Source organism: Nocardia sp. NPDC056564 (assembly GCF_042793755.1).
Taxonomy (GTDB): domain Bacteria; phylum Actinomycetota; class Actinomycetes; order Mycobacteriales; family Mycobacteriaceae; genus Nocardia.
In genome coordinates this window covers 1-19,274 of the sequence record NZ_JBHTUR010000035.1, presented here as the reverse complement: position 1 = coordinate 19,274, position 19,274 = coordinate 1, and the positions used below count along the sequence as shown (strand labels likewise).

At 66.6% G+C, this 19,274-nt stretch carries 19 protein-coding genes; all 19 read left to right on the top strand.

Translation table 11 applies throughout. The features are described from left to right. Positions 1 to 23: 23 nt before the first annotated feature. The 19 genes from thrB to murA all read left to right on the top strand — a co-directional run bounded on the left by thrB (position 24) and on the right by murA (position 18,902). Positions 24 to 989 carry a homoserine kinase gene (gene thrB / locus ACFQ9K_RS43885; protein ID WP_378721959.1) on the top strand — a complete coding sequence of 322 codons (966 nt, stop codon included), beginning with the start codon at positions 24 to 26 and terminating at the stop codon, positions 987 to 989. Positions 990 to 1,277: 288 nt separating this feature from the next. Beyond that, positions 1,278 to 3,404 (top strand): transcription termination factor Rho, encoded by a 2,127-nt coding sequence (gene rho, locus ACFQ9K_RS43880; protein ID WP_378721936.1) that lies wholly within the window; start codon positions 1,278 to 1,280, stop codon positions 3,402 to 3,404. A gap of 626 nt (positions 3,405 to 4,030) precedes the next feature. After that, complete coding sequence (gene rpmE, locus ACFQ9K_RS43875; protein WP_107654442.1) at positions 4,031 to 4,276, top strand: 50S ribosomal protein L31; 246 nt, start codon at positions 4,031 to 4,033, stop codon at positions 4,274 to 4,276. Positions 4,277 to 4,363: 87 nt separating this feature from the next. Beyond that, complete coding sequence (gene prfA / locus ACFQ9K_RS43870) at positions 4,364 to 5,434, top strand: peptide chain release factor 1 (RefSeq protein ID WP_378725347.1); 1,071 nt, start codon at positions 4,364 to 4,366, stop codon at positions 5,432 to 5,434. Continuing rightward, the gene (prmC, locus tag ACFQ9K_RS43865; RefSeq protein WP_378725349.1) at positions 5,431 to 6,300 is read left to right on the top strand and encodes a peptide chain release factor N(5)-glutamine methyltransferase; all 870 of its coding nucleotides are present in this window, start codon (positions 5,431 to 5,433) and stop codon (positions 6,298 to 6,300) included. The genes prfA and prmC overlap by 4 nt, the downstream gene beginning before the upstream one ends. Before the next feature lie 87 nt (positions 6,301 to 6,387). Continuing rightward, positions 6,388 to 7,053 carry an L-threonylcarbamoyladenylate synthase gene (locus ACFQ9K_RS43860; protein WP_378725351.1) on the top strand — a complete coding sequence of 222 codons (666 nt, stop codon included), beginning with the start codon at positions 6,388 to 6,390 and terminating at the stop codon, positions 7,051 to 7,053. A 16-nt stretch (positions 7,054 to 7,069) separates the two neighbouring features. Beyond that, on the top strand, positions 7,070 to 8,227 hold the full coding sequence (locus ACFQ9K_RS43855) for an MraY family glycosyltransferase (RefSeq protein WP_150407937.1): 1,158 nt from the start codon (positions 7,070 to 7,072) through the stop codon (positions 8,225 to 8,227). An 11-nt stretch (positions 8,228 to 8,238) separates the two neighbouring features. Further along, entirely contained in the window at positions 8,239 to 8,697 is a 459-nt protein-coding gene (locus ACFQ9K_RS43850; protein ID WP_378725354.1) for a hypothetical protein, read from the top strand. Positions 8,698 to 8,946: 249 nt separating this feature from the next. Further along, positions 8,947 to 9,795 (top strand): F0F1 ATP synthase subunit A, encoded by an 849-nt coding sequence (gene atpB, locus ACFQ9K_RS43845; protein ID WP_378725356.1) that lies wholly within the window; start codon positions 8,947 to 8,949, stop codon positions 9,793 to 9,795. A 70-nt stretch (positions 9,796 to 9,865) separates the two neighbouring features. Then, entirely contained in the window at positions 9,866 to 10,114 is a 249-nt protein-coding gene (locus tag ACFQ9K_RS43840) for an ATP synthase F0 subunit C (RefSeq protein WP_150407935.1), read from the top strand. A gap of 5 nt (positions 10,115 to 10,119) precedes the next feature. Further along, positions 10,120 to 10,683 carry a F0F1 ATP synthase subunit B gene (locus ACFQ9K_RS43835; RefSeq protein WP_191094429.1) on the top strand — a complete coding sequence of 188 codons (564 nt, stop codon included), beginning with the start codon at positions 10,120 to 10,122 and terminating at the stop codon, positions 10,681 to 10,683. Between the two features lie 19 nt (positions 10,684 to 10,702). Next, the gene (locus ACFQ9K_RS43830; RefSeq protein WP_378725359.1) at positions 10,703 to 11,512 is read left to right on the top strand and encodes a F0F1 ATP synthase subunit delta; all 810 of its coding nucleotides are present in this window, start codon (positions 10,703 to 10,705) and stop codon (positions 11,510 to 11,512) included. A gap of 47 nt (positions 11,513 to 11,559) precedes the next feature. Then, positions 11,560 to 13,197 carry a F0F1 ATP synthase subunit alpha gene (atpA, locus tag ACFQ9K_RS43825; protein WP_378725361.1) on the top strand — a complete coding sequence of 546 codons (1,638 nt, stop codon included), beginning with the start codon at positions 11,560 to 11,562 and terminating at the stop codon, positions 13,195 to 13,197. 66 nt (positions 13,198 to 13,263) lie between these two features. After that, positions 13,264 to 14,235, top strand: a complete 972-nt coding sequence (locus ACFQ9K_RS43820; RefSeq protein ID WP_150407931.1) for a F0F1 ATP synthase subunit gamma — start codon at positions 13,264 to 13,266, stop codon at positions 14,233 to 14,235. 16 nt (positions 14,236 to 14,251) lie between these two features. Beyond that, entirely contained in the window at positions 14,252 to 15,700 is a 1,449-nt protein-coding gene (atpD, locus tag ACFQ9K_RS43815; protein ID WP_378725363.1) for a F0F1 ATP synthase subunit beta, read from the top strand. 5 nt (positions 15,701 to 15,705) lie between these two features. Next, a complete protein-coding gene (locus ACFQ9K_RS43810) occupies positions 15,706 to 16,083 on the top strand; it encodes a F0F1 ATP synthase subunit epsilon (RefSeq protein ID WP_150407929.1) in 378 nt (125 codons plus the stop codon). A 270-nt stretch (positions 16,084 to 16,353) separates the two neighbouring features. Continuing rightward, the gene (locus ACFQ9K_RS43805; RefSeq protein WP_378727122.1) at positions 16,354 to 16,770 is read left to right on the top strand and encodes a DUF2550 domain-containing protein; all 417 of its coding nucleotides are present in this window, start codon (positions 16,354 to 16,356) and stop codon (positions 16,768 to 16,770) included. Positions 16,771 to 16,859: 89 nt separating this feature from the next. Next, positions 16,860 to 17,441 carry a cob(I)yrinic acid a,c-diamide adenosyltransferase gene (locus tag ACFQ9K_RS43800; RefSeq protein ID WP_378727124.1) on the top strand — a complete coding sequence of 194 codons (582 nt, stop codon included), beginning with the start codon at positions 16,860 to 16,862 and terminating at the stop codon, positions 17,439 to 17,441. 201 nt (positions 17,442 to 17,642) lie between these two features. Further along, on the top strand, positions 17,643 to 18,902 hold the full coding sequence (gene murA, locus ACFQ9K_RS43795; RefSeq protein WP_378727126.1) for a UDP-N-acetylglucosamine 1-carboxyvinyltransferase: 1,260 nt from the start codon (positions 17,643 to 17,645) through the stop codon (positions 18,900 to 18,902). The last annotated feature ends 372 nt before the right edge of the window (positions 18,903 to 19,274 follow it).

The following is a 19,274-nucleotide window of genomic DNA, read 5'->3' as shown; positions in this document are numbered from 1 at the left end:
ACGTGCGACCGCGGGCCGCGAGCATGAGTCGCACGCTGCCTGCGGGACTTTCGGTAACCGCGCGGGTGCCGGCGTCGAGCGCGAACCTGGGTCCCGGGTTCGATTCGCTCGGTATGGCTTTGGGGATCTACGACGAGATCGAGGTGCGCACTACCGATTCCGGGCTCAACATCCGGGTCGAGGGTGAGGGCGCCGACGATGTCCCCTGGGGCCCTTCGCATCTCGTGGTGCGCGCGATCGAACGCGGCCTCGAGTCGGCGGGCGTCTGGGCCGACGGCCTCGATGTGGTGTGCCGCAACGTGATTCCGCATTCGCGCGGGCTCGGCTCCTCGGCCTCGGCCGTGGTCGGCGGGCTGGCCGCGGGCTGCGCGATCGCGGCCGAGTTCGATGCCGCGCTGGCCACCTCGGACGACCAATTGGTGCAGCTGGCAGCGGAATTCGAGGGGCACCCGGACAACGCGGCGGCCAGCGTGCTCGGCGGCATCGTGGTGTCCTGGACCGAGACCGACCGGGCCGCCGACATCGGCCAGGACGGCGTGCCGGTGGCCGAGCATCACGGCCGGGTCTACCGGGCCGTGCGGCTGGACGCGCATCCGACGTTGCGACCGGTCGTGCTCATTCCGGAGGAACGCTCCGCGACCGCGCACACCAGGGGTTTGCTGCCCGAGACGGTGCCGCACGGCGACGCCGCGTTCAACGTCAGCCGGGCGGCCCTGGCCGTGGTGGCGCTGACCCAGCGCCCGGACCTGCTGATGCCCGCGACGGCCGACCGGCTGCACCAGACCCAGCGTGCGCCCGCGTTGCCGCTGACCACCACCTGGGTTTCCCGGCTGCGCGCGGCCGGTATCGCGGCCACCGTGTCGGGTGCCGGTCCCACCGTTTTGGCCTTGAGTACCTGCGAATTTCCCGCCGAACTCCGTGAACTCGCGGCGATGGACGGGTTGCGGGTAGTCGAACCAGGACTGGCCGACGGAGTCCGCACCTACTGACGGCGAGTCTGGCTTGCCGAGATTCGCAATGGGCAGCTATCCTGAGCGAGTCCGTACATCGTGCGCATCAGACGCCGGTGCTTCATCAGGGCAATCGCTCCAGCAGGCTCCAGGCTCGAGCCTCCAGGCCATGGGGGTGCTGCGTAGCTGCGCAACTGGAATGATCACTCCCCACCTCACACCACCGGTGGCGAAGCGGACGGACGCATCCGAGTCCGGCAGAATGCCCGGACTGCGGGACGAACCCTCGAAACAGCACACGGCAATCGGGGGAAGGAAAGGATTTCCGTGACAGATACGGACCTGCTCGCGACACCCGGGGTGGAATCCAACCCAACATCTCCGGGGGACCGCGAAAGTGACTCCGGACAGATTTCGAAGATGAGCGAACAAACCGACGTCGCACGATCGGGGCTGACTGGAATGTTGTTGCCGCAGTTGCGCGCGCTCGCGGGGGAGCTCGGTATCCGAGGCACCTCCGGAATGCGCAAAGGCGATTTGATCGCCGCAATCAAGGAAAATCAGGCCGGTAAACCGGCCAAGGGTGAAAAGCCCGAAGGGGGACAGGCCAAGTCCGCGGTTTCCGCCAAGGCCGATACGCCCGGTAATACGGAAGCGCCGGCCACTCGGTCGACGCCCGCTCGGGCCGAACAGGGAACCCTCGATGTGGATCCCACCCCGGCGAAGAAGGAAACCCCGGTTGTCGAGGCGGCTGCCCCGGCGAAGGAATCCGCTCCCGCGAACTCGGCGCCGGCCGAGACCACCGCCGCCAACCCGGCCGAATCCACCGAGGATTCCGGTCGCGACGGCGGTCAGCGTGGTCGTGGTCGGCAGCGGCGCGGCCGTGACCAGGCGCGATCCGGCGGCGGTGAGACCGCTTCGACCGATGCGCGTGGTGACGAGCCGAAGCAGGACGCCGAGCAGGGCGAGCGGCGCCGCGAGCGCAACCAGTCGGGCGAGCGGAACCAGTCCGGTGAGCGCAATCAGGGCGAGCGCAATCAGTCCGGTGACCGTGCACCGGCGGGCGAGCGGAATCAGTCGGGTGAGCGCGGCCAGTCCGGCGAGCGCAACAACCAGAACGGCAACGGCGGCGGAAACGCCAACGGCGGCCGGAACAACGACCGCAACAACGCGCGCAACAACAATGACGACGACGAAGAAGGCGGTCGCGGGCGGCGGGGACGCCGATTCCGCGAGCGGCGTCGTGGGCGTGACCGCGAGCCGGGCACCGGTGGCGGCGAGGCGCGCGAGCTGGAGATCCGCGAGGACGACGTGCTCCAGCCGGTCGCGGGCATCCTCGACGTGCTGGACAACTACGCCTTCGTCCGGACCTCGGGCTACCTGGCCGGGCCGAACGACGTGTACGTCTCGATGAACCTGGTCCGCAAGAACGGCCTGCGCCGCGGTGACGCGATCACCGGTGCGGTGCGTGCCCCGCGCGACGGCGAGCAGAGCAACCAGCGGCAGAAGTTCGACCCGCTGGTCCGGCTGGACACGGTCAACGGCGGTGAGGTCGAGGCGGCCAAGCGGCGTCCCGAGTTCAGCAAGCTCACCCCGCTGTACCCGAACCAGCGCCTGCGCCTGGAGACTCAGCCGAACAAGCTGACCACCCGCGTCATCGACCTGATCATGCCGATCGGTAAGGGCCAGCGCGCCCTGATCGTCTCCCCGCCGAAGGCCGGTAAGACGACGATCATGCAGGACATCGCGAACGCCATCGCCATCAACAACCCCGAGGTCTACCTCATGGTCGTGCTGGTCGACGAGCGTCCGGAAGAGGTCACCGACATGCAGCGCTCGGTGAAGGGTGAGGTCATCGCCTCCACCTTCGACCGGCCGCCGTCAGACCACACCTCGGTCGCCGAGCTCGCCATCGAGCGGGCCAAGCGACTGGTGGAAATGGGCAAAGACGTTGTGGTGCTGCTCGACTCGATCACTCGATTGGGCCGCGCGTACAACAACTCCTCGCCCGCCTCGGGTCGAATCCTGTCCGGTGGTGTCGATTCCACCGCGCTGTACCCGCCCAAGCGGTTCCTCGGCGCGGCGCGCAACATCGAGAACGGCGGCTCGCTCACCATCATCGCGACCGCGATGGTGGAGACCGGATCCACCGGTGACACGGTCATCTTCGAGGAATTCAAGGGCACCGGTAACGCGGAGCTCAAGCTGGACCGCAAGATCGCGGAACGGCGCGTGTTCCCCGCGGTGGACGTCAACCCGTCCGGCACGCGTAAGGACGAGCTACTGCTCAACCCGGACGAGGCCGCGGTGCTGCACAAGCTGCGTCGCGTACTGTCCGGCCTGGACTCGCACCAGGCGATCGATCTGCTGATCGACCGTCTGAAGAAGTCCAAGAACAACCTCGAGTTCCTGATGCAGGTGAGCAAGACCGCGCCCGGCGCACTGGACGAGTAGGTTCGCAAGTCGTATCGCCGAGAGGGCTCCGTGCACACGGGGCCCTCTCGGCGTTTGCGGGCTGAAGAACAGGATTCCGATGCCGGCCGCGCCGCTGATCAGAAACCCGAGAATGATCGCCGAACTCGCCACCGCACTCCCCTCCGGAGCGGTGGACGAGGAGTGGATGTAGGCGGCGGTTCCCGGCGCGGTCGTGGTCGCGGTGTCCGGAAGGGCACACCAGCCGACCGCGACAGCGAGAATCAACAGGCCGAAAATCGCGGACGCGACCCGGATGTTCACAGGTTCTCCCTTCGCTGATCACGGCACGCCGTTGTGCTGGGGTCTCAAACTCTATGAACGAATCTGTTCGTGTACGCGAGTAGCGAACTACCCGTCTTCAGGGTTCCGGAGACACCGGTGAGGCGCGTGCCCGAACTTCCTGGGGCGGCGGCAATGGGGGAGTACCTAGGGCGGGAACAAACCACTCGCCGGGGGTGTTTTGGGAGCGTAGGGACTGTTCTGGCATACTGAACGGTCGTTGCGTCTGCTCTGTTCGAGCAGGCCTCCCGCCTAAGTCGGCTCCGGTTCACGTTCGACGCGAATCTCGCGTGAACGACCCGGCGGCCAATATCGAGAGGACACCCATGAAGGCAGGAATTCACCCGACGTATGTCGACACCACGGTCGTCTGTGGTTGCGGCAATACGTTCCAGACTCGCAGCACCAAGGAGTCGGGACACATCAACGTCGAGGTCTGCTCGCAGTGCCACCCGTTCTACACCGGCAAGCAGAAGATTCTCGACACCGGTGGCCGCGTGGCCCGCTTCGAGGCCCGCTACGGCAAGCGTGCCGGCAAGAAGGCCGACGCGGACGACGCCGCAGCCAAGTAGCTTCCTCGCCGACGCCCGGTCCTGCTCACGCAGGCCGGGCGTCGGTGTTTTGTCTGGGGTCCTTTCAAACAGAAAGAGGAAGCACACGTGACGCAACCGTCCGCGATCGACGACATTCTGGCCGAGCACGCCGGCCTGGAGACGCAGCTGGCCGATCCGGCGCTGCACAATGATCCGGGCGCGGCCCGTCGGGTCGGCAAGCGCTTCGCCGAGCTCGCGCCGATCATGGCCACCTACACCAAGCTGAAGTCCGCGCGCGACGATCTTGCCGCCGCGCAGGAACTCGGCGCCGACGACGCGACCTTCGCCGCCGAGGTGCCCGAGCTGGAACGCCAGGTCGCCGAGCTGGAGCAGACCCTCGCGGACCTGCTCGCCCCGCGCGACCCGCACGACGGCGACGACGTGGTGCTCGAGGTGAAATCCGGTGAGGGCGGCGAGGAATCGGCGCTGTTCGCGTCCGATCTCGCGCGCATGTACGTCCGCTATGCCGAACGGCACGGCTGGAAGGTCGAGATCCTCGACGTCACCGTGTCCGATCTCGGCGGGTACAAGGACGCGACGCTGTCGATCAAGAGCCGCGACGCCGCGCGCGACGGCGTCTGGTCGCGGTTCAAGTTCGAGGGCGGCGTACACCGGGTGCAGCGCGTTCCGGTGACCGAATCGCAGGGCCGCATCCACACCTCCGCGGCCGGCGTGCTGATCTACCCGGAGCCCGACGAGGTCGAGGCGGTGCAGATCGACGAGACCGACCTGCGCATCGACGTCTACCGTTCGTCCGGCAAGGGCGGCCAGGGCGTCAACACCACCGACTCCGCGGTGCGCATCACCCACCTGCCCTCCGGCATCGTGGTGACCTGCCAGAACGAGCGTTCGCAGCTGCAGAACAAGGCCCGCGCCATGCAGGTACTGGCCGCGCGCCTGCAAGCGCTCGCCGAGGAGCAGGCCGATCAGGAGGCCGCGGCGGGCCGGGCCAGCCAGATCCGCACGGTGGACCGTTCCGAGCGCATCCGCACATACAACTTCCCGGAGAACCGGATCGCCGACCACCGCATCGGTTTCAAGGCGCACAACCTGGACGCCGTGCTGGACGGCGACATGGACGCGCTGCTCGATGCCCTCGGCAAGGCCGATCGCGAAGCCCGAATGGCCGCGGAATGACCCGTGAGCCGCTGCGCCCGGCGATCAACGACGCTGTCGAAACGCTGCGGCGAGCCGGGGTGCACAGCCCGCAGGCCGATGCGGAGCAGTTGGCCGCGCACGTGATCGGGGTCGAGCGCAGCAGGCTGGTGCTCACCCCGCTCGTCGGGCCGGCGCAGCTGGCCGAGTTCCGCGCGCTGGTCGACCGGCGCGCGCAGCGAATTCCGTTGCAGCACTTGACCGGAACCGTGGCGATGGGAGAAATCGACCTGGCGGTCGGGCCCGGCGTCTTCGTGCCGCGTCCGGAGACCGAGCTGTTGTTCGCCTGGGCGCTGGCCCAACTCGAGGCACTGCCGCACGATCACCAGCCGATCGTCGTCGACCTGTGCACCGGCTCCGGCGCGCTGGCCCTGGCCATCGCGCACGCGCGCCCCGACGCCGACGTCCGTGCGGTGGAACTCGACCCGGCCGCGCTGGACTGGGCCCGGCGCAATGCCGACCGGTGCATCGCCGACGGCGACACGCCCATCACGCTCTATGCCGACGACGTCACCGATCCGGCCCTGCTGACCGAACTCGACGGCCGGGTCGACCTCGTGGTCGCCAACCCGCCCTACATCCCCGAGGGCGCCCAGCTGGATCCCGAAGTCGCCGACCACGATCCGCACCTGGCCCTGTTCGGCGGCCCGGACGGCCTCGACGTCATCCGCGGCATGCTCCCCACCATCACCCGGCTGCTGCGCGCCGGCGGCGCCACCGCGATCGAACACGACGACTCCAACGGTGCCGACCTCGCGGCACTACTCGGCAAAGGTGATTTCACCGACATTGCCGAACATCCCGATCTCGCGGGCAAACCCCGCTTCGTCGTCGCGACTCGTTCCTGACCGTCGGATGCCCGGATTGCGGCCTTCGCCGCGGTCGTCGGCTGGGGGATGGTGGTCTCCGCGCACGCCCGTGACAGGATGGTGCTCGTGAGTACCGTCTATGACTGCGCGGATCCCGACACCCGCGCCGCCGGACTGACCGCAGCCACCAGCGCCCTGAAATCGGGGCGACTCGTCGTGCTGCCCACCGACACGCTGTACGGCCTGGCCGCGGACGCGTTCGACTCCACCGCGGTGAGCTCGCTGCTCGCGGCCAAGCGGCGCGGCCGCGACATGCCGGTGCCGGTCCTCGTCGGCTCCTGGCACACCATCGACGGACTGGTCTTCTCGGTCCGCCCGCAGGCCCGCGAGCTGATCCGGGCGTTCTGGCCCGGCGGCCTGAGTCTCGTTGTGCAGCAAGCTCCTTCGCTCGCCTGGGATCTCGGCGACACGCGCGGGACGGTGATGCTGCGGATGCCGCTGCACCCGGTCACCCTGGAACTGCTCCGCGAGGTCGGCCCGCTGGCGGTGTCCAGCGCCAACGTTTCCGGCCAGCCGCCGGCCAAGACCTCCGACGAGGCACGCGACCAGCTCGGCGACCTGGTCAACGTCTATCTCGACGGCGGCCCGGCCGACCACGCCGTCGCCTCCACCATCGTCGATCTCACCGCCGATCAGCCGCGCATCCTGCGCGAGGGCGCGGTACCCATCGCCGACATCGCCGAGGTGCTCGGCATGTCGCCGGAGGCGCTGTCCAGCGCCGCCAGCCGATGATCGGTGGGTGTCGCGGATGACCGGTTCGGGTGCAGTCGTCCCCCTGCGGGAGCTATTGCTCGTCCTGCTCATCTCCGCGGTCGTGACCTTCCTGGCCACCGGCGGCATCCGGGTGCTCGCCATCGGCTTCGGCGCCGTGGCGGTGCCGCGCGATCGTGACGTGCACATCAAGCCGATCCCGCGGATGGGTGGGGTCGGCATCTACGTCGGGGTAGTCGCGGCGATGCTGTTCGCCTACCGGCTGCCCGCGCTGCGCCGTGGTTTCGATTACACCCCGAACATCCCGCTCGCGGTCCTGGTGGCGAGCACGATCATCGTCGCGGTCGGCATCGTCGACGACCGCTGGGGGCTGGACGCGCTGACCAAGTTCGCCGGCCAGGTGACCGCCGCCGGTGTGATGGCCGTCATGGGTCTGAGCTGGTACAGCATCTATAACCCGTTCAACAACACCACGGTGTTCCTCGACGCGCTGCAGGGCGGCCTGATCACGGTCGCGGTCACGGTGACCCTGGTCAACGCGATGAACTTCGTCGACGGGCTCGACGGTCTCGCGGCCGGGCTTGGGCTGATCGCGGCGGTCGCGGTGTTCATCTTCGCGATCGGCCTGATGAACCAGCAGGGCGGTTCGGTGGACACCTACCCGCCCGCGTTGCTGGCCGCCGCGCTGGCCGGCGCCTGCCTCGGCTTTCTGCCGCACAATTTCCAGCCCGCGCGGATCTTCATGGGCGACTCCGGTTCGATGTTGATCGGCCTGGTGCTGGCCGCGGTCTCGACCAGCGCGTCGGGCCGTATCCCGCTGCAGGGCTTCGGCACTCGCGACATCGTCGGCCTGCTCTCGCCGCTGCTGCTGGTCGGCGCGGTCATGTTCATTCCGGTGCTCGATCTGGTGCTGGCCATCATCCGGCGGGTGCGCGCGGGTGTGAGCTTCTCCACTCCGGACAAGATGCACCTGCACCATCGATTGCTGCAGATCGGGCACTCGCACCGGCGCGTGGTGCTGCTCATCTATTTGTGGGTCGGCATCCTCGCGTTCGGCGCGGTCGGCACGGCATTGATGAACCTCACACTGGTCGTCCTGCTGGTCGCGGGCGGGCTGGTCTTCGCCCTGGTGGTGACCGCCATTCCCGGGCTGCGCCGCGGGGAGGCAGCGGGGGACCGGCCACCGTCCGGGTAAGGTTCGCGAATGTGAACTTCACTCCCACCCCGGTCCCCGGTCCCGACGCCCCGCTCAAGGCGGCGTTGCGCTACGGCTTGATCGGTTTGGGCGCGCTGGTTGTGTTGTCCGTCGCAATCGGCGCCGCGGCCGCGGGGATGGCCGGCCTGTGGGGTGCGCTGATCGGCTCGGCCATCGGCGGCGGCTTCATTCTGACCACCGCCGCGGTGGTGTTGTTCGGCGCGAAATTGCCGCCGTCGACGGCGGGCATGGTGATGCTGGCCAGCTGGGTGGGTAAAATGTTGGTTGCCCTTTTGGTCATAGCAATACTGAATCAATTCGACTTTTATGACCGAATGGTCCTTTTCCTGACCGTGATCGGCGCGTTGGTCATCGTCCTCGGCGCGGAGACGTATGGCGTTGTCAGACAGAAGGTTCCGTACGTGACGGTGCCGGATTCGACCCCGGAAACGCCCGCTCGGGAAGATTGATCCCCACCCACCTACACGCTGTCGTAGATAACTTGGTAAAGTGTTGGTAAGCAAGCAACCAAGCGAGGGGGGATCGCCAAGATCCCTCCGAGTGCCGCTATGCTTACTGCCGTGCCGGGCTCTGAGGGTTCCGGTTCTGCATGTCGACGATGTCGCCGACACACGTACAGACGCCAGGTGGAATCAAAACCCGCCGCACAGCTGCTGACGAACTTCGAGCCGACCTGAGTCGACCCAAATTGATCGTCAATGTCCGATCGAACCGTGGGATCAACCGAACCCACGGCCCGAACACGGGAGAGAACGCTGAGCGTCACCACTTTGGCGGGCGAGTTCCACGCGCCATCGCTGTCCGACTTCTTCCCTCCAGCGCTGCTGTTCGAGGGTACGCCGTTCGAACTCGATCGTTTGATGCTTATCAGGCTGATCATGTCGGCTGTCCTGATTGTCGTGATGCTGCTGGCTTTCCGGAATCCCCGTCTCATCCCGCGCGGACTGCAGAACATCGCCGAAACCGGTCTGGTGTTCGTCAAGGAGCAGATTTCCGACGAGATCCTCGGTAAGGAAACCGGTCGCAAGTACTTTCCGCTGATCGCGACAATCTTCTTCTCGGTGCTCTTTCTGAACTTCTCCGGCATCGTTCCGGGTTTGAACATCTCGTCGAACGCCCGAATCGGCTTTCCGCTGGTGCTGGCCCTCATCGCCTACATCGCGTTCAACTACGTGGGTATCAAGAAGTACGGGTTCTGGACCTACCTGCGCAGCAGCGTCGTGGTGCCGAATGTGCCGCCCGCGCTGCACGTGCTGCTGATTCCGATCGAGTTCGTCTCGACGTTCGTGCTGCGTCCGTTCACGCTGACCGTCCGACTCATGGCCAACATGCTGGCCGGCCATATCATGCTGGTGCTTTTCTTCAGCGCCACCTGGTTCTTCCTGTTCGACGCCGTCGCGTGGATGAAGGTGTTCTCGCCGTTCTCGCTGCTCGCGGGTCTCGGGTTCACCCTCTTCGAACTCCTGGTCATCTTCTTGCAGGCCTACGTTTTCGCCCTGCTGACCGCGGTCTACATCGGACTTGCGCAGCACGCAGATTCGCACTGACCCACAACTACCGGATACCTGCTACACACGCCGACCGGCGGGTGAGCAACAGAAAGGGAAATGGAACCTCATGAGCCTCGCTTACTTGGCCCAGGAAGCCGCTTCGAACTCTGACAAGATCAAGGGCTACGGCGCCATCGGCTACGGTCTCGCCGCCATCGGCCCCGGCATCGGCGTCGGCATCGTCGTCGGTAAGGCGATCGAGGGCATTGCCCGTCAGCCCGAGCTCCAGGGCACGATCCGTACCAACATGTTCCTCGGTATCGCGTTCACCGAGGCCCTCGCCCTGATCGGCCTTGTGGCCGGCTTCATCTTCTGATTGCCATGAACGGGCTTTCTGTGTTCGCCGCGGATGCGGGGGAAGACATCAACCCCCTCATCCCCGAGACTTACGACATCGTGTGGTCGGTGGTCTGCATCGCGATCATCGGCGTCGTTTTCTACAAATATGTGATCCCTCGCTTGCTCAAGGTGCTCGACGAGCGCAGCGACAAGATCGAGGGCGGCATCGCCCGGGCCGAGGCCGCGCAAGAAGAGGCCCAGCTCACCCTGCAGCAGTACCAGCAGCAGCTGGCCGAAGCTCGGCTCGAGGCATCGCGCATCCGTGAGGACGCGCGCACCCAGGGGCAGCAGATCCTCGCGCAGATGCGCGCGGACGCGCAGGCCGAAAGTGACCGCATCGTTGCCGCTGGCCAGAGCCAGCTGGAAGCACAGCGCCAGCAAATCCTTACCGAACTGCGCTCCGAACTCGGCCATACCGCCGTAGATTTGGCCGAAAAGATTATCGGGCAGTCGGTTTCGGACGAAGCTAAGCAGGCGGCGTCGATCGAGCGGTTCCTGACCGAACTCGATGACGAGTCGAAAGCCGGCATCGGGGTCGGAAGGTAGCGACACGAAAGTGAGAAGCATGTACGCAGCGAGCCGCGAGGCCTGCGCCCGGTCTCGGGAGGCGCTCAGGGCCGCTCTGACCGGAAGCGACAGTGTCGCGGCCACAACGGGTTCCGAACTGTTCGCCGTTGTCGCCGTGCTGGACGACCAGCGTTCGCTGCGTGTTGCGCTCGCGGACGTGTCGGTGCCCGGCTCGGTCCGGGCCGAGCTCAGTGAGCGGGTCTTCGGCGGCAAGGTCAGTCCGGCCACTCAGGCCGTGCTGACCACCGCCGTGGCCCAGGACTGGTCCCGGACCGCCGACCTGGTCGACACCCTGGTGTTGCTCGGGCAGGAGGCGTTGCTGGAGTCGGCGGCTGACAGCGGCCGGCTCGACGCGGTCGAGGACGAGCTGTTCCGGCTCGGCCGGATCATCAGCGACAACCCCGACCTGGAGCAGGCCCTCGCCGACCGGACCAAGCCGGCCGAGGCCAAGCGGGAACTGATCGACCGCCTGCTCACCGGCAAGACCGAATCCATCACCCTTACCCTGGCTGAGCAGGTGGTGACCAGGCAGAAGACGGCAGTCGGGGTGTCATTCGACGAACTGTCCGACCTGGCCGCGGCCCGCCGCGATCAGATCGTGGCGCACGTGCGTGCGGCGATCGAACTGTCTGCGCAGCAGCGCGAGCGGCTCGCCGCCTCGCTGAATCGCATCTACGGCAAGCCGATCCAGGTGCATGTACAGGTCGACCCGAGTCTGCTGAGCGGGCTGGTCGTACACGTCGGCGACGACGTGATCGACGGCAGCGCCATCGGCAGGCTCGAACGGCTGCGTCGGTCCCTGACCTGACGTCCCTCCCTCCCCCCGACATCCGACACAGCGAGAGCAGGAAGAACATGGCGGAGCTGACGATCTCCTCCGACGAGATCCGTAGCGCGATCGAGAGCTACACACAGAGCTACACCCCCGAGACCTCCATCGAAGAAGTCGGTGTGGTCACCGACACCAGCGACGGCATCGCGCATGTCAGCGGCCTGCCTTCGGCAATGGCCAACGAGCTGCTGGAGTTCCCGGGTGGCGTGCTCGGCGTGGCGCTGAACCTCGAAGACCGCTCGATCGGTGCGGTCATCCTCGGCGAGTACGCCGACCTCGAAGAGGGCCAGCAGGTCCGCCGGACCGGCGACGTGCTCTCCGTTCCGGTGGGCGACAACTTCCTCGGCCGCGTGGTCGACCCGCTCGGCCAGCCGATCGACGGCCTCGGCGAGATCGAGGCCGAAGAGCGTCGCGTGCTGGAGCTGCAGGCCGCGACCGTGCTGGAGCGTCAGCCGGTCGAGGAGCCGCTGGCCACCGGCATCACCGCCATCGACGCCCTGACCGCGATCGGCCGCGGCCAGCGGCAGCTGATCATCGGCGACCGCAAGACCGGCAAGACCGCGGTCTGCATCGACGCGATCCTGGCGCAGAAGGCGAACTGGGACTCCGGCGACCCGAGCAAGCAGGTGCGCTGCATCTACGTCGCGATCGGCCAGAAGGGCTCCACCATCGCGGGCGTCAAGACCGCGCTGGAGGCCCGTGGCGCGCTGGAGTACACCACCATCGTCGCGGCCCCCGCGTCCGACTCGGCCGGCTTCAAATGGCTTGCGCCGTACACCGGTTCGGCCATCGGCCAGCACTGGATGTACCAGGGCAAGCACGTCCTCATCGTGTTCGACGACCTGACCAAGCAGGCCGAGGCGTACCGCGCCATCTCGCTGCTGCTGCGTCGCCCGCCGGGCCGCGAGGCGTACCCGGGTGACGTCTTCTACCTGCACTCGCGTCTGCTCGAGCGTTGCGCCAAGCTCTCCGACGAGATGGGCGCCGGCTCGATGACCGGTCTGCCGATCATCGAGACCAAGGCCAACGACATCTCGGCGTTCATCCCGACCAACGTCATCTCGATCACCGACGGCCAGGTCTTCCTCGAGTCCGACCTGTTCAACAAGGGCGTCCGTCCGGCGATCAACGTCGGTACCTCGGTCTCCCGTGTCGGTGGCGCGGCGCAGACCAAGGGCATGAAGAAGGTCGCCGGCTCGCTGCGTCTGGAAATGGCGCAGTTCCGCGAGCTGGAGGCGTTCTCCGCGTTCGCCTCCGACCTCGACGCCGCGTCGCTGGCGCAGCTCGAGCGTGGCGCCCGCTGGGTCGAGCTGCTCAAGCAGGACCAGTACTCCCCGGTCGCCGTCGAGGATCAGATCGTCTCGATCTTCCTCGTCGACGACGGTCGCTTCGACTCGGTTCCGGTCGCCGACATCCGTCGGTTCAACAGCGAACTGCTCGAGCACCTGCACCGCGCCGCGGCCGACGCGTTCAAGTCGATCGAGGGTGGCAAGGTGCTCAAGGACGAGGCCGCCGACCAGATCAAGGCGGAGACCGACAAGTTCAAGCAGGGCTTCCTCGCCTCCGACGGCAGCCGTGTGGTGAACGAGGCCGAGGCGGGCGATCTCGAGCACGAAGAGGTCGAGACGCTCTCGGTCACCCGCAAGCACGTCGAGAAGTGACGCAGGTTCTGGACTGATGCGAGCTACTCGTTATCTCGAGACGAATGAAGGGAGTGTGAACCGCTGATGGCAAGTTTGCGTGAATTGCGCTCCCGCATTCGTGGTGTGAATTCGATCAAGAAGATCACCAAGGCCCAGGAGCTGATCGCGACCTCGCGAATCTCCAAGGCGCAGGCCAGGGTCGCGGCCGCCAAGCCGTACGCCGAGGAGATCACCAAGGTCCTCGGTGAACTGGCGAACGCGTCGAAGAACCTGACCCACCCGCTGCTGACCGAGCGCGCCGAGCCGCGCCGGGCGGCGGTGCTGGTGATCACCAGCGACAGCGGCATGGCCGGTGGCTACAACTCCAACGTGCTCAAGCGCGCCGAGGAGTTGATGCACACGCTGCGTGGCGAGGGTAAGGAGCCGGTGATCTACGTGATGGGCAACAAGGGCCTCACGTATTACACCTTCCGCAACCGCACCCCCGTCGCCTCGTGGACCGGGTTCTCGCAGCAGCCGAAGTACACCGATGCTTCGGCCGCCTGCAACCACCTGGTCGAGGCGTTCATGGCCGGTTCCGAGGGCGTGGTTCCCGCGCCGAACGGCACCGGCGACATCGCGGGCGTGGATGAGCTGCACATCGTGTACACGCGGTTCGTGTCGATGCTGACCCAGACCCCGGAGGTGCGCCGGCTGGCGCCGATCCAGGTCAGTTACGTCGACGAGAACTTCGACATGGGCGAGGACTTCGTGTCCGATTCGCCGACGGCGGATGTGCACGCGCAGTACGAGTTCGAGCCCGACGCCGATGTGCTGCTGGCGGCCCTGCTGCCGAAGTACATCAACACGCGTATCTACTCATCGTTGCTCGAGGCAGCGGCATCCGAGTCCGCGGCTCGGCGCACCGCAATGAAGGCAGCCACCGATAACGCCAACGACCTTGCCACGGACCTTTCCCGGCAGGCGAACTCGGTGCGGCAGGCCCAGATCACGCAGGAAATCAGCGAAATCGTCGGCGGCGTAAACGCGCTGGCATCGAGCTCGGACCGCGACTAAGCGCAGGAAGAGAAAAATGACCGCAGCAGTCACGCAAGACAACACGAGTCGGACCGGCGCAGACTCAGGTCGCGTCGTCCGAGTCATCGGCCCCGTCGTCGACGTCGAGTTCCCCAGGGGCTCGATTCCCGACCTGTTCAACGCCTTGCACGCCGAGATCACCCTGACCTCGGTGGCCAAGACGCTGACCCTCGAGGTTGCCCAGCACCTCGGCGACGGCATCGTGCGTTGCATCTCCATGCAGCCCACCGACGGCCTGGTCCGCAGCGCCCCCGTCACCGACACCGGCAAGCCGATCTCGGTGCCGGTCGGCGACGTGGTCAAGGGCCACGTGTTCAACGCCCTCGGCGATTGCCTGGACAGCCCTGGCCTTGGCCGCGACGGCGAGCAGTGGGGCATCCACCGCAAGCCCCCGTCATTCGACCAGCTCGAGGGCAAGACCGAGATCCTGGAGACGGGCATCAAGGTCATCGACCTGCTCACCCCGTACGTGAAGGGTGGCAAGATCGGCCTGTTCGGTGGCGCCGGTGTCGGCAAGACCGTGCTCATCCAGGAGATGATCACCCGTATCGCGCGGGAGTTCTCCGGTACCTCCGTGTTCGCCGGCGTCGGCGAGCGCACCCGTGAGGGCACCGACCTCCGCCTGGAAATGGAAGAGATGGGCGTCCTCCCGGACACCGCCCTGGTCTTCGGCCAGATGGACGAGCCGCCGGGCACCCGTATGCGCGTCGCCCTCTCGGCCCTCACCATGGCCGAGTACTTCCGCGACGTGCAGCACCAGGACGTGCTGCTGTTCATCGACAACATCTTCCGGTTCACCCAGGCCGGTTCCGAGGTGTCGACCCTGCTCGGCCGCATGCCGTCGGCCGTCGGTTACCAGCCGACCCTCGCGGACGAGATGGGTGAGCTCCAGGAGCGCATCACCTCGACCCGTGGCCGCTCGATCACCTCGCTGCAGGCGATCTACGTGCCCGCCGACGACTACACCGACCCGGCGCCGGCCACCACCTTCGCCCACCTCGACGCGACGACCGAGCTTTCCCGCCCGATCTCGCAGAAGGGCATCTACCCGGCCGTCGACCCGCTGACCTCGACCTCCCGCATCCTGGAGGCCTCGATCGTCGGCGAGCGGCACTTCGCCGTGGCCAACGAGGTGAAGCGAATCCTGCAGAAGTACAAGGAACTGCAGGACATCATCGCCATCCTCGGCATGGACGAGCTCTCCGAAGAGGACAAGGTCCTCGTCGGCCGCGCGCGTCGCCTGGAGAAGTTCCTCGGCCAGAACTTCATCGTGGCCGAGAAGTTCACCGGCCAGGTCGGTTCGGTGGTTCCGCTGGAGCAGACCATCGACGACTTCGACCGGGTCTGCAAGGGCGAGTTCGACCACTTCCCGGAGCAGGCGTTCAACAGCTGCGGTGGTCTCGACGATGTCGAGGCGGCCGCGAAGAAGATCGCCGGAAAGTAGTCCCGATGTCGGAAATGTCAGTTGATCTCGTCGCCGTCGAACGGCTGCTCTGGTCCGGCCAGGCAACGTTCGTGGCCGCGCAGACCACCGAGGGTCAGATCGGCATCATGCCGGGCCACGAGCCGCTGCTCGGCCAGCTGGTCGAGGGCGGCACGGTGGCCATCGTGTCCACCGAGGGCGAGCGCATCGTCGCGGCGGTGCACGGCGGCTTCTTCTCGGTGACCGCTACCACGGTCCGGATCCTGGCCGAGTCGGCGGAATTCGCTGACGAGGTGGATGTCGAGGCGGCCCGGCGCGTGCTGGCCGACTCGGCGGCCAGCGAAGAGGACCAGCTGGCGGCGCAGGCCCAGGTCCGTGCGGCCGAGCAGGCTGCGAACGCGTAAGCGACAACCGGATATCTAACAGCAGACTGTCGGCGGCGAAGGAATCTTCGCCGCCGACAGTCGTCTTAAGAGCACTGACGGTCGTCTTAATACACGGCCCCCCAGTTTGTAAACTCGGTGTCGTGGTTGAATGACCGCACGGCGGTGCGCTCGACGGGTCCGGAGGCGATGGCTTCCGTGGACCCGGCGGAGCTTGCGGGGACCGCCAATTGAATAGAGCGTCGACGCCACGGCGACAGAGCGAAGGGACGAACTGCATTGCAGACCGGGATGGTTCTCCTGATCATTCTGGTGCTCACGCTCGTGTTCTTGGCCCTCGCGTCGACCTATCGCCTGATCATGTTGCGGCGCGGCGGAACTGCCGCCCTGCTGCGGGTGCTGCCCGCGCGCGGTGGTCAGGGTTGGCGGCACGGATTGATCCGGTATGACGAGGACCGAATGGTCTTTTTCAAGTTGACCAGCTTGAAACTCGGACCCGACTGCACAATTCGCCGCCAGGGCATCGAGATCGGTGACCGGCGCGGACCGGTCGGCGACGAATTCGACATCATGAGCGAGGACATCGCGGTGATCGCGGTCTCCGATCGCGAAGGCAGCTTCGAGCTGGCCCTGGACCGGGCGTCGCGGACCGCATTCCTGTCCTGGGTGGAGTCTCGCCCCTCGGACCGCACGCGCCGAATGCGCTAGGGGGATGGGGTCGGTCGCCGACGCCGCTATCGTGGCACCCGAGCCCGGCCTGAATTCGCGCGGCGGCGGGGAGAGCTAGGGTTGGGCCTGTGAGTGTTCATCTGACGCGGATCTATACGCGCACCGGCGACGACGGGACCACCGGTCTCAGCGATTTCTCGCGGGTGGCGAAGACCGATCCGCGCTTGGTCGCGTATGCCGATTGCGATGAGACGAACGCCGCAATCGGGGTGGCGATCGCGCTCGGCCAGCCCGCGGCGCAGCTGCGCGAAGTACTGCTGCAAATACAGAACGATCTGTTCGATGCGGGCGCCGATCTGTCTACCCCGGTTGTCGCGGAGCCGAAATATCCGCCGCTGCGCATCACCCAGGTGTACATCGACCGGCTCGAGGGGTGGTGCGATGAGTTCAATGCCGAACTGCCGGCGCTGAATTCGTTCATCCTGCCCGGCGGGACGCCGCTGGCTGCGCTGCTGCACACGGCGCGCACGGTGGCGCGGCGCGCGGAGCGATCGGCCTGGGCGGCGATCGAGACACACCCGGACGATACGAATGTTTTGCCGGCCAAGTACCTCAACCGGCTTTCGGATCTGCTGTTCATCCTGAGCCGCGTGGCCAATCCGGGCGGCGATATCCTGTGGAAGCCCGGCGGAACCAGGTCGAGCACCTGATAATGCTCGAGACACGAGGACACACGTCCTCGAGTTCATGGGTACACCCCGGGTACACCCAGAACTCGGCCCCGGCACCAGACCGCCGGCCCGCAACCGAACTACCGTGGCACCCACCAGTGCGCTGAATACCCGGAGTGGCGGAACAGTGCCGCAACTATCCTTGCACCCAACAGTGCGCCGAATACGCGGAGAGGCGGCATGGAACGGTTTTTGGTTACCGGCGGGAATCGACTCGTCGGTGAAGTCGCGGTGGGGGGCGCCAAGAACAGCGTCCTCAAGCTGATGGCCGCTGCCTTGCTGGCCGAGGGCACCACCACGATCACGAACTGCCCGGACATTCTCGACGTGCCACTGATGGGTGACGTGCTGCGCGGCCTCGGCTGCGACGTCGCGATCGATGCGGGGGTGGTCACCATCGACACCCCGGCCGAACCGAAGTACCACGCGGACTTCCCCGCGGTGACGCAGTTCCGTGCGTCGGTCTGTGTGCTCGGCCCGCTGATGGCGCGCTGCAAGCGCGCGGTCGTCGCGCTGCCCGGCGGTGACGCGATCGGTTCCCGCCCGCTGGATATGCACCAGGCCGGTCTGCGGTTGCTCGGTGCGACCAGCGAGATCGAACACGGTTGCGTGGTCGCGCGGGCCGACGAGCTCCAGGGCGCGAAGATTCGGCTCGACTTCCCCTCGGTGGGTGCGACCGAGAACATCCTGATGGCCGCCGTGCTCGCCGAGGGCGAGACCGTCATCGACAACGCCGCGCGGGAACCCGACATCGTCGACCTGTGCAACATGCTGGTGCAGATGGGCGCCCGGATCACCGGCGCGGGCACGTCGGTCCTCACCGTGCAGGGCGTCAAGCGCCTGTCGCCGACGACACACCGGGTGATCGGCGACCGCATCGTGGCCGCGACCTGGGGCATCGCCGCGGCGATGACCATGGGGGACGTCCGGGTGACCGGGGTCAATCCGAAGCACCTGTCGCTGGTGCTGGACAAGCTGCGCTCGGCCGGCGCACGAATCTCGTTCGAGCAGGACGGTTTCCGGGTCGTGCAGGCCGAGCGTCCGCGCGCGGTCAACTTCTCCACGCTGCCGTTCCCCGGGTTCCCGACCGACCTGCAGCCGATGGCGATCGGTCTCGCGGCGATCGCCGATGGCACGTCGATGATCACCGAGAACGTCTTCGAGGCGCGGTTCCGTTTCGTCGAGGAGATGATCCGGCTGGGCGCCGACGCGCGCACCGATGGTCATCACGCGGTGGTGCGCGGGATTCCGCGGTTGTCGAGCGCGCCGGTGTGGTCGTCCGATATTCGGGCCGGCGCCGGTCTGGTACTCGCCGGACTGGTTGCCGACGGAACCACCGAGGTGCACGACGTGTTCCACATCGACCGGGGCTACCCGAATTTCGTCGAGCAGCTCCAGGCGTTGGGCGGGGACGTGCGGCGAGTCGGCGCGGCGGAATGATGCCGCGACGGCGAAATCGCTTCCTGCCCAGCCGCACCCGCGCCGAAGCCGCACCGCCGCACCCCCTCTGATCAGGGGATTTGACATGGTGCACGCAGACACGTAACTTAGTTCGAGTCAGAGCGACACGGACACCGACCCGGTGCCGAGGAGCTGAGCGGAAACGCTGAGCGACGGCCAGGGACACGAGGTAGTACGAGGAGCGCCTGACGCTCACACTAGTTCGATCGAGACCCCGGATTTGGTTCTGGGGGAACGGCTGAGCTAAGCTGGATAAGTTGCCTCACCGATCAAGCGGATGAAGTCCGGGCGATGGTGTGTGCGTGTGTTCTTTGAGAACTCAATAGTGTGTCGATGAATGTCAGTGCCAAT